The sequence below is a fragment of the Actinoplanes sp. NPDC026623 genome (genome assembly GCF_040638275.1).
In the GTDB taxonomy this organism is placed as follows: Bacteria; Actinomycetota; Actinomycetes; order Mycobacteriales; family Micromonosporaceae; genus Actinoplanes.
On record NZ_JBEZXZ010000084.1, the window covers coordinates 25,923 to 34,620 of the forward strand.

Below are 8,698 nucleotides of genomic sequence, written 5' to 3' on the forward strand. Positions count from 1 at the left end.
GGGCCGATGCCCGGGCGCGGCGAGCCCTATGTGGTGGAGAGCGCCGAGGGCGTGCGGCTGCGCCTGGCCGGCGGTCGCGAGCTGGTCGACGGCATGTCGTCCTGGTGGGCGGCCATCCACGGCTACCGGCACCCGGTGCTCGACGCCGCGCTCGTCGAGCAGTCGCGCCGGATGAGCCACGTCATGTTCGGCGGCCTCACCCACGCGCCCGCGGTCGAGCTGGCCACCACCCTGGTCGAGCTGACCCCGGACGGCCTCGAGCACGTGTTCCTGTGCGACTCCGGCTCGGTCGGCGTCGAGGTCGCGGTCAAGATGGCCCTGCAGGCCCAGCTCGCCCGGGGATTCCCGGGCCGGCGGCGCCTGGCCACCTGGCGCGGCGGCTACCACGGCGACACGTTCCACCCGATGAGCGTCTGCGACCCGGACGGCGGCATGCACCGGCTCTGGACCGGCGTCCTGCCGACCCAGGTCTTCGCCGGGGCGCCGCCCGCGGATTACGACGAGGCCTACGCCGCCGCGCTGGCCGACCTGGTCGCCGAGCACGCGGGCGAGCTGGCCGCGGTCATCGTCGAGCCGGTCGTGCAGGGCGCGGGCGGGATGCGGTTCCACCATCCGGAGTACCTGCGGGTGCTGCGCGAGGTCACCGCGGCGCACGGCGTCCTGCTGATCTTCGACGAGATCGCGACGGGGTTCGGCCGTACGGGTGAGATGTTCGCCGCGCACCACGCCGGGGTGGCCCCCGACATCATGTGTCTCGGCAAGGCGCTCACCGGGGGATACCTGACCCTGGCCGGGACCCTGTGCACGTCCGCGGTCGCGCACTCCGTCTCCGCCGGCGACGCGGGCGGCCTGGCGCACGGCCCGACCTTCATGGGCAACCCGCTCGCCTGCGCCGTCGCGAACGCCTCCATCGGCCTTCTCCGGGCTCAGGACTGGCCGGGGCAGGTCCGGCGTATCTCCGGCGGCCTCCGTGCCGGTCTGGAGCCGCTGCGGGGCGCTGCCGGGGTCGTTGACGTCCGCGTCCTGGGTGCGATCGGCGTCGTGCAGCTCGATCGGCAGGTCGACGTGCCGAGGGCCACGGCCGCGGCGGCCGACGCGGGGGTGTGGCTGCGGCCGTTCCGGGACCTGATCTACACCATGCCCCCGTTCGTCACGGACGACGCCGATGTCGCCCGCATTACCCGAGGAATCGCCGCGGCGGTGTCCGCCACCTGACACGAAAGGGATAACGCCACCTATGGAGACCTTCGGAAGCCGCCTGCACCGCGCCACCCGGGCCCGGGGGCCGCTCTGCGTCGGCATCGATCCGCACGCCGCCCTGCTCGCCCGATGGGGCCTCTCCGACGACGTCGCCGGCCTGGAACGCTTCGCCCATACGGTTGTCGAAGCACTGGCCGATCGGGTCGCCGTGCTCAAGCCGCAGTCGGCATTCTTCGAGAGATTTGGGTCACGTGGCATCGCCGTTCTTGAGTCAATTATCCGACAGTCACGGCAGGCCGGGGCACTGGTGCTGCTCGATGTGAAGCGCGGCGACATCGGCTCGACGATGGCCGCGTACGCGAGCGCTTACCTCGATCCGGAGAGTTCGCTCTGTGCTGACGCGATTACTGTGAGTCCCTATCTCGGCGTCGGCTCGTTGCGCCCCGCGTTCGACATGGCGGCCGCGCACGGCGGCGGCGTCTTCGTCCTGGCGCTCACCTCGAACCCCGAGGGCCCGGCCGTCCAGCACGCCGTCGGCGCCGGCGGCCGGACCGTCGCGCAAACCGTGATCGATGAGATTTCCCAGCTCAACGCGGGTGCGGACCCGCTCGGCAGCGTCGGGCTGGTGGTCGGCGCGACGATCGGCGAGACGGGTCACGACCTGTCGAAGGTGAACGGGGCGCTGCTCGCGCCGGGCCTCGGCGCGCAGGGCGGCAGCCCCGCCGACCTGCGCGCGATCTTCGGCGAAAGCCTGCGGAACGTGCTGCCGTCGTACTCACGCGAGGTTCTCGAAGCGGGACCCGACGTGACGGCGTTGCGGGCGGCTGCGGACCGCGCCGAGGCCGCCTGTCGCGCCGTGATCGGGTGAAACAGCCTGCTTAGCAGGCCTGCCCCAGCCCGGGTGGGGGGTACCCCCACGTTGCCGAAACCGCCGTTGACCGCTAGTTTTCCCGGCGCCGGGAACCACATGCCCCTTTGGTTCCCTGGCACACCACGTTTCACAGAGTGCCGGTATTGGACTACCGGTGCGATAGGGACCTGAGGAGAACTGGTGCCGCTCCCGTCACTGAGCCCCGAGCAGCGTGCAGCCGCGCTGGAGAAGGCTGCGGAGATTCGCAAGGCCCGTGCAGAGTTGAAGGATCAGCTCAAGCAGGGCAAGACCACCCTCGCCGCCGTGCTCGACCGGGCGGAAGGCGATGACGTCGTCGGCAAGCTGAAGGTTTCGGCCGTGCTTCAGGCGCTGCCGGGCATCGGCAAGATCCGGGCGACCCAGATCATGGAGAAGCTCAAGATTGCCGACAGCCGCCGTCTTCGTGGCCTCGGCGAGCAGCAGCGTAAGGCCCTCCTGGGGGAGTTCGCTGCGAACTGACTCACCGGCTCGTGTAGGAATGAGCCGTGAGCATGGATGACGACGCGCGCCCGGCGGCCCGACTCACCGTCCTGTCCGGCCCCTCGGGGGTGGGCAAGGACAGCGTGATCGAGCTGATCCGGGCGCGCTCGCCATGGATCAAGCTGTCGGTGTCGGTGACCACCCGTAAGAAACGCGACTACGAGACCGACGGTGAGCACTACCACTTCGTCACCCGTTCGGAGTTCCAACGCCTCGTCGACGGCGACCAGCTGCTCGAGTGGGCCGAATTCGCGGGCAACCTCTACGGCACGCCGCGGGCACAGGTCGAGGGCTGGCTGGCACAGGGCCGCCCGGTGCTGCTGAAGATCGACCTGCAGGGCGCCCGCCAGGTGCGGGCCACGAAGCCCGACGCGCAGCTCGTCTTCCTGGCCCCGCCCAGCGTCGAGGAGCTCAAGCGCCGGCTGATCGGCCGCGGCACCGACGACGAGGAGACCATCCGCCGCCGCCTCGTGCACGCCGACGAGGAGCTGGCGGCCGAGAAGGAATTCGACCGCACGGTGGTGAACGACTTCGTCGAGCGGGCCGCCGACGAGCTGGTAGGATTGCTCGGTTCGTCGTTTCTGACTCCCGCTCAGCCACGGCCCGGTGCCTGAGAATTTAAGGACGTAAATAACTGTGGGAACCATCGCCAACCCCGAAGGCATCACCAACCCGCCGATCGACGAGCTGCTCGACAAGACCTCGTCGAAGTACTCGCTGGTGATCTTCGCGGCCAAGCGCGCCCGCCAGGTCAACGCCTACTACAGCCAGCTCGGTGAGGGCCTCCTGGAGTATGTCGGCCCGCTCGTCGAGACCACGCCGCAGGAGAAGCCGCTGTCGATCGCGATGCGCGAGATCAACGCCGGCCTGCTCACCGCCGAGGCGACCGACAACCCCTGATCGCGCGTTGTCCTGCGCCCGCGCCCGCTTCTGCGGGCGCGGGTTCTTCATTTACCGGGGAGTGTGTGCGCATGCCCGAGGTCGTGCTCGGTGTCTGCGGCGGCATCGCCGCCTACAAGGCCTGTGAGCTGCTGCGGCTGTTCACCGAGTCGGGGCACGGCGTCCGCGTCGTGCCGACCGCCTCGGCGCTGAAGTTCGTCGGCGCGCCCACCTGGGCCGCGTTGTCCGGCCGGACCGTGTCCACCGAGGTCTGGGACGACGCCCACGAGGTGCCGCACGTGCGCGTCGGCCGCCAGGCCGACCTCGTCGTGGTCGCGCCCGCCACCGCCGACATGCTGGCCAAGGCCGCGCACGGCATCGCCGACGACCTGCTCACCAACACGCTGCTGACCGCGACCTGCCCGGTGGTCTACGCGCCGGCGATGCACACCGAGATGTGGGAGAACCCGGCCACCCGGGCGAACGTCGCGACGCTGCGATCCCGCGGAGCGGTCGTGATCGAGCCGGCTGTGGGGAGGCTCACAGGCGCCGATACCGGCAAGGGCCGGCTGCCCGACCCGGCCCAGATCTTCGCCGCCGCGCTGCGCGTGCTCCGCCGCGGCGCCGCCGCCGAGGCCGACCTGGCCGGCCGGCACGTCGTCGTCACCGCAGGCGGGACCCGCGAGCCGCTCGACCCGGTGCGCTTCCTCGGCAACCGCTCGTCGGGCCGGCAGGGCTATGCGCTGGCCCGCTCGGCGGTCGCCCGTGGCGCGCGGGTCACACTGATTGCGGCGAACGTCACCCTCTCCGATCCGGCCGGCGCCGACGTGGTTCGCGCCGGCACGACCGAGGAGCTGCGCAAGGCCACTGTGGAGGCCGCCGCCGGCGCGGACGTCGTGGTCATGGCCGCGGCGCCGGCCGACTTCCGGCCCGCCACGATCGCCGACAAAAAGATCAAAAAGAGCGACGACGGCGCCACGCCCACGATCGAACTCGTGACGAACCCGGACATTGCCGCCGAGCTGGGTGCCGCCAAACGCCCAGGCCAGCTGCTTGTCGCCTTCGCGGCGGAGACGCACGATGTGCTGGAGAACGCCCGCGGCAAACTGGTGAAGAAACGCGCGGACCTGATCGTCGTTAACGAGGTGGGCGTCGACCTGGTCTTCGGGGCCGACCACAACACGGTCACCATCCTGGGCGCCGACGGAAGCACGACGACGCTCGGGAAACTCCCCAAAGACGATGTAGCCGATGCGATATGGGATCAGGTGGTCAGCCGCCTCGATCCGCAGGTCGGCGATGCCGGACCGGTATGAGACCGGTACAGCAGACCCCCGGTGCGGTGACTACACTGCCGCCGAACGAAACTTCGACAAAAATCTGAGGAGCACCGTGGCACGCCGCCTGTTCACCTCCGAGTCGGTCACGGAAGGCCACCCGGACAAGATCGCTGACCAGATCAGCGACGGTATTCTCGACGCCCTGCTGTCGCAGGACCCCCGCAGCCGGGTTGCGGTGGAGACGCTGATCACCACCGGCCAGGTCCACGTCGCCGGCGAGGTGACCACCCAGGCTTACGCGGACATTCCGAGCATCGTGCGCGAAACGATCCTCGGCATCGGTTACGACTCGTCCAAGAAGGGCTTCGACGGCGCCTCCTGCGGCGTCAGCGTCTCGATCGGATCGCAGTCGCCCGACATCGCGCAGGGCGTCGACAGCGCGGTCGAGCTGCGCGAGGGCAACTCGGAGCACGTCCTCGACGCGCAGGGCGCCGGCGACCAGGGCATGATGTTCGGCTTCGCCTGCTCCGAGACCCCGGAGCTCATGCCGCTGCCGATCGCCCTCGCGCACCGCCTGGCCCGCCGGCTCTCCTCGGCGCGCAAGGACGGCACCATTCCGTACCTGCGCCCGGACGGCAAGACCCAGGTCACCATCGAGTACGACGGCCTGCGCCCGGTGCGCCTCGACACCGTGGTCGTCTCGTCGCAGCACGCCGCCGACATCTCGCTGGAGTCGCTGCTGACCCCCGACGTGCGCGAGCACGTCATCGGCCCCGAGCTCGAGGGCCTGGGCCTGGACACCGAGAACTACCGGCTGCTGGTCAACCCGACCGGCCGCTTCGAGATCGGCGGCCCGATGGGCGACGCCGGCCTCACCGGCCGCAAGATCATCGTCGACACGTACGGCGGCTACGCCCGCCACGGCGGCGGCGCGTTCTCCGGCAAGGACCCGTCCAAGGTGGACCGCTCCGCGGCGTACGCGATGCGCTGGGTCGCCAAGAACGTCGTCGCGGCCGGCCTCGCCGAGCGCTGCGAGACCCAGGTCGCGTACGCGATCGGCAAGGCGCACCCGGTCAGCCTGTTCGTCGAGACGTTCGGCACCGAGAACGTCCCGGTCGAGCGCATCGAGAAGGCCATCAACGAGGTCTTCGACCTCCGCCCGGCCGCGATCATCCGCGACCTCGACCTGATGCGCCCGATCTACCAGCAGACGGCGGCGTACGGCCACTTCGGCCGCGAGCTGCCCGACCTGCTCTGGGAGAACACGGACCGCGCCCAGGACCTGAAGTCCGCCGCGGCCTGAGCTTGCCCGCGCCAGGGACGGGTGCCCCGACTCCGGTCGAGGCACCCGTCCTCTTTTCCGAAGATGTCGTACCCGCCCGCCAGAATGTGCGGGTGAGGGCAGCCAGGACGAAACCGGACCGCGAGCCGGCCGAGCGCCTGCCGATCGCCCGGGTGAGCGTCGAGGTGCCCCTGGCCCACCTGGACCGGCCCTTCGACTACCTGGTCGCGGCCGCGGACGACGAGGCGGCCCAGCCGGGGGTGCGGGTCAAGGTCCGGTTCGCGGGTCAGCTGGTGAATGGGTTTCTGCTGGAGCGGGCGGAGTCGAGCCCGCACGGCGGCCGGCTGGCATACCTCGACAAGGTGGTCTCGCCGGAGCGGGTGCTGGACCCGGAGGTGGCCCGGCTGGCCCGGGCGGTGGCCGATCGCTATGCCGGGAACCTCACGGACGTGCTGCGGCTCGCGGTCCCGCCCCGCCACGCCCGCGTCGAGTCCCAGTCCCGGGCAACCACGCCCGCAGCCACCGAAGCCGCGCCTCTCGCCGAAGCCGCACCGGCCGCAGGTGCTGCGCCTCTTGCCGAAGCCGTGCCTGCTGTGGGAGTTGCGCCTCTTGCCGAAGCCGCACCGGCGGCCGGTGCTGCGCCTCTTGCCGAAGCTGCACTGGCCGCCGGTGCTGCGCCTCTTGCCGAAGCCGTGCCTGCCGTGGGAGCTGCGCCTCTTGCCGGAGCTGCACTGGCCGCCGGTGCCGTGCCTCTTGCCGAAGCCGTATCGGCCGCTGGAGTTGCGCCCGTTGGTGCCGCGCAGCTTGGCGGTGTGCCGGTTGCTGAAGGCAATTCTCTTGCCGGAGCCGTGCCAGCTGTTGGGGGCACGCCGGTTGGTGGTGCGTCCGCCGGCGGTGCGCCCGCTGGGGGTGCGCCCGTTGCTGGGAGCGCGTCTCCTGCCGGAGCCGCGCCGGTCGCTGGGGGTGTGCCTTCTGCCGCGAGCGAGAGGGACGTGTTCGCGGCCGATGCTTCGGCGGCCTCGGTGGCGGTGCGGCCGGGCGGTCAGGAGGCCGGGTCGCGGGCACACGGGTGGGATGTCTATCCGGCCGGGGCCGGCTATCTGCACGCCCTCGAGCAGGGGCGCGCCGCACGCGCCGTCTGGTCGGCGCTGCCCGGCGAGGACTGGCCGGCCCGGATCGCGGAGGCCGCCGGCGCCACCGTGCGCAGCGGGCGGGGCGTGGTCATCGTCGTGGCCGACGCGCGGGACCTCGACCGGCTGGACCGGGCGCTGACCAAGGTGCTCGGGGACGGGCGGCACGTGGCCCTCAACGCCGCCGCCGGGCCGGCCGAGCGGTACCGGCGTTTCCTGGCGGCGAGCCGGCATCGGGTGCCCGTGGTGGTCGGGACGCGGGCGGCGATGTTCGCCCCCGTCGCCGACGTCGGGCTGGTCGTCATCTGGGATGACGGGGACGATCTGCATGCCGAGCCGCGGGCGCCCTATCCGCACGCCCGTGACGTGCTGCTCACCCGGGCCCAGCTCGCCGGCTGTGCCGCGCTTGTCGGCGGCTTCGCCCGTACCGGGGAGGCGCAGTTGCTCCTCGAGACCGGGTGGGCCAAGGAGATCGTGGCGAGCCGGGACACCCTGCGGGCGCGGAGCCCGGCCATCGCACCGACCGGCGACGACCCGCAGCTGGCGCGCGATCCGGGCGCCGTCACCGCGCGGTTGCCCAGCCTCTGCTGGGAGGCGGCCCGGGGGGCGTTGCAGGCCGGCGCGCCCGTTCTGGTGCAGGTGCCCCGCCGTGGCTACCTGCCGTCGACGGCCTGCGCCGAGTGCCGCACGTCCGCGCGATGTCCGCACTGCTCCGGCCCGCTCGGGCTGGCCGGTTCGCGGGACGTTCCGGCCTGCCACTGGTGCGGCCGCGCCGCCGCGGACTACGCGTGCCCGGCCTGTGGCGGGCGACGGCTGCGGGCGTCGGTCACCGGTGCGCGACGGACCGCCGAGGAGCTCGGCCGCGCGTTCCCCGGCGTGCCGGTGCGCACCTCCGGCCGCGACGGGATCCTCGACTCCGTGCCCGGCGAGGCCGCCCTGGTCGTGTCGACGCCGGGCGCCGAGCCCGTTGCCGAGGGCGGCTACGGCGCGGTGCTGCTGCTGGACACGTGGGCGTTGCTGTCCCGGGCGGACCTGCGCGCGGCCGAGGAGACGATGCGCCGCTGGCTGTCGGCGGCCGCGCTGGCGAAGCCCGGGCCGGCGGGCGGCCGGGTGATCGTGGTCGCCGACGGTTCGCTGGCGCCGGTGCAGGCGCTGCTGCGGTGGGATCCGGGCTGGTTCGCGGCGCGCGAGCTGGCCGAACGCCGCGAGCTCGGCTTTCCCCCGGCGGCCCGGATGGCGAGCGTGACGGGCACGGCGGAGGCCGTCGCCGAGTTCCTGGACGCGGCCCGGCTGCCCGACGACGTCGAGCTGCTCGGTCCGGTGCCGGCACAGGAGGGCCAGGAGCGGATGCTCCTGCGGGTCTCCCGCGGCCGGGCGGCCGAACTGGCCCGCAATCTGCACCAGGCCGCGGCCGTCCGCAGCGTCAAGAAGTCCGCCGTGGCGGTCCGAATCCAGATAGACCCGGCCGAGCTCCTCTGACCCCGGACCGCGCCGCCGGCCGGTGCCCGCTTCGCGGGGCCTGCCGCCGCCTGCCCGG

The 8,698-nt window shown here is 72.3% G+C and carries 8 protein-coding genes; all 8 read left to right on the top strand.

Features of this window, described 5'->3' with window-relative positions:
* The first annotated feature begins 6 nt into the window (after window positions 1-6).
* The 8 genes from AB0F10_RS23845 to AB0F10_RS23880 all read left to right on the top strand — a co-directional run bounded on the left by AB0F10_RS23845 (window position 7) and on the right by AB0F10_RS23880 (window position 8,640).
* The gene (locus tag AB0F10_RS23845) at window positions 7-1,215 is read left to right on the top strand and encodes an adenosylmethionine--8-amino-7-oxononanoate transaminase (RefSeq protein ID WP_360628935.1); all 1,209 of its coding nucleotides are present in this window, start codon (window positions 7-9) and stop codon (window positions 1,213-1,215) included.
* Between the two features lie 22 nt (window positions 1,216-1,237).
* On the top strand, window positions 1,238-2,068 hold the full coding sequence (gene pyrF / locus AB0F10_RS23850) for an orotidine-5'-phosphate decarboxylase (protein ID WP_360628938.1): 831 nt from the start codon (window positions 1,238-1,240) through the stop codon (window positions 2,066-2,068).
* Window positions 2,069-2,251: 183 nt separating this feature from the next.
* Entirely contained in the window at window positions 2,252-2,569 is a 318-nt protein-coding gene (gene mihF, locus AB0F10_RS23855; protein ID WP_023560715.1) for an integration host factor, actinobacterial type, read from the top strand.
* Window positions 2,570-2,601: 32 nt separating this feature from the next.
* Complete coding sequence (gmk, locus tag AB0F10_RS23860) at window positions 2,602-3,204, top strand: guanylate kinase (protein ID WP_360628920.1); 603 nt, start codon at window positions 2,602-2,604, stop codon at window positions 3,202-3,204.
* A 22-nt stretch (window positions 3,205-3,226) separates the two neighbouring features.
* Complete coding sequence (gene rpoZ / locus AB0F10_RS23865; protein WP_015623990.1) at window positions 3,227-3,490, top strand: DNA-directed RNA polymerase subunit omega; 264 nt, start codon at window positions 3,227-3,229, stop codon at window positions 3,488-3,490.
* A gap of 71 nt (window positions 3,491-3,561) precedes the next feature.
* Window positions 3,562-4,785 carry a bifunctional phosphopantothenoylcysteine decarboxylase/phosphopantothenate--cysteine ligase CoaBC gene (gene coaBC / locus AB0F10_RS23870; protein WP_360628923.1) on the top strand — a complete coding sequence of 408 codons (1,224 nt, stop codon included), beginning with the start codon at window positions 3,562-3,564 and terminating at the stop codon, window positions 4,783-4,785.
* Between the two features lie 76 nt (window positions 4,786-4,861).
* Window positions 4,862-6,052 (top strand): methionine adenosyltransferase, encoded by a 1,191-nt coding sequence (gene metK / locus AB0F10_RS23875; RefSeq protein ID WP_360628926.1) that lies wholly within the window; start codon window positions 4,862-4,864, stop codon window positions 6,050-6,052.
* A 152-nt stretch (window positions 6,053-6,204) separates the two neighbouring features.
* A complete protein-coding gene (locus tag AB0F10_RS23880) occupies window positions 6,205-8,640 on the top strand; it encodes a primosomal protein N' (RefSeq protein ID WP_360628941.1) in 2,436 nt (811 codons plus the stop codon).
* Window positions 8,641-8,698 lie beyond the last annotated feature (58 nt).

Excerpts from the sequence above, each read along its gene's own strand:
- AB0F10_RS23845 (WP_360628935.1), top strand. The coding sequence starts at position 7 with ATGCCCGGGCGCGGCGAGCCCTATGTGGTGGAGAGCGCCGAGGGCGTG.
- gmk (WP_360628920.1), top strand. The coding sequence starts at position 2,602 with ATGGATGACGACGCGCGCCCGGCGGCCCGACTCACCGTCCTGTCCGGC.
- pyrF (WP_360628938.1), top strand. The coding sequence starts at position 1,238 with ATGGAGACCTTCGGAAGCCGCCTGCACCGCGCCACCCGGGCCCGGGGG.
- coaBC (WP_360628923.1), top strand. The coding sequence starts at position 3,562 with ATGCCCGAGGTCGTGCTCGGTGTCTGCGGCGGCATCGCCGCCTACAAG.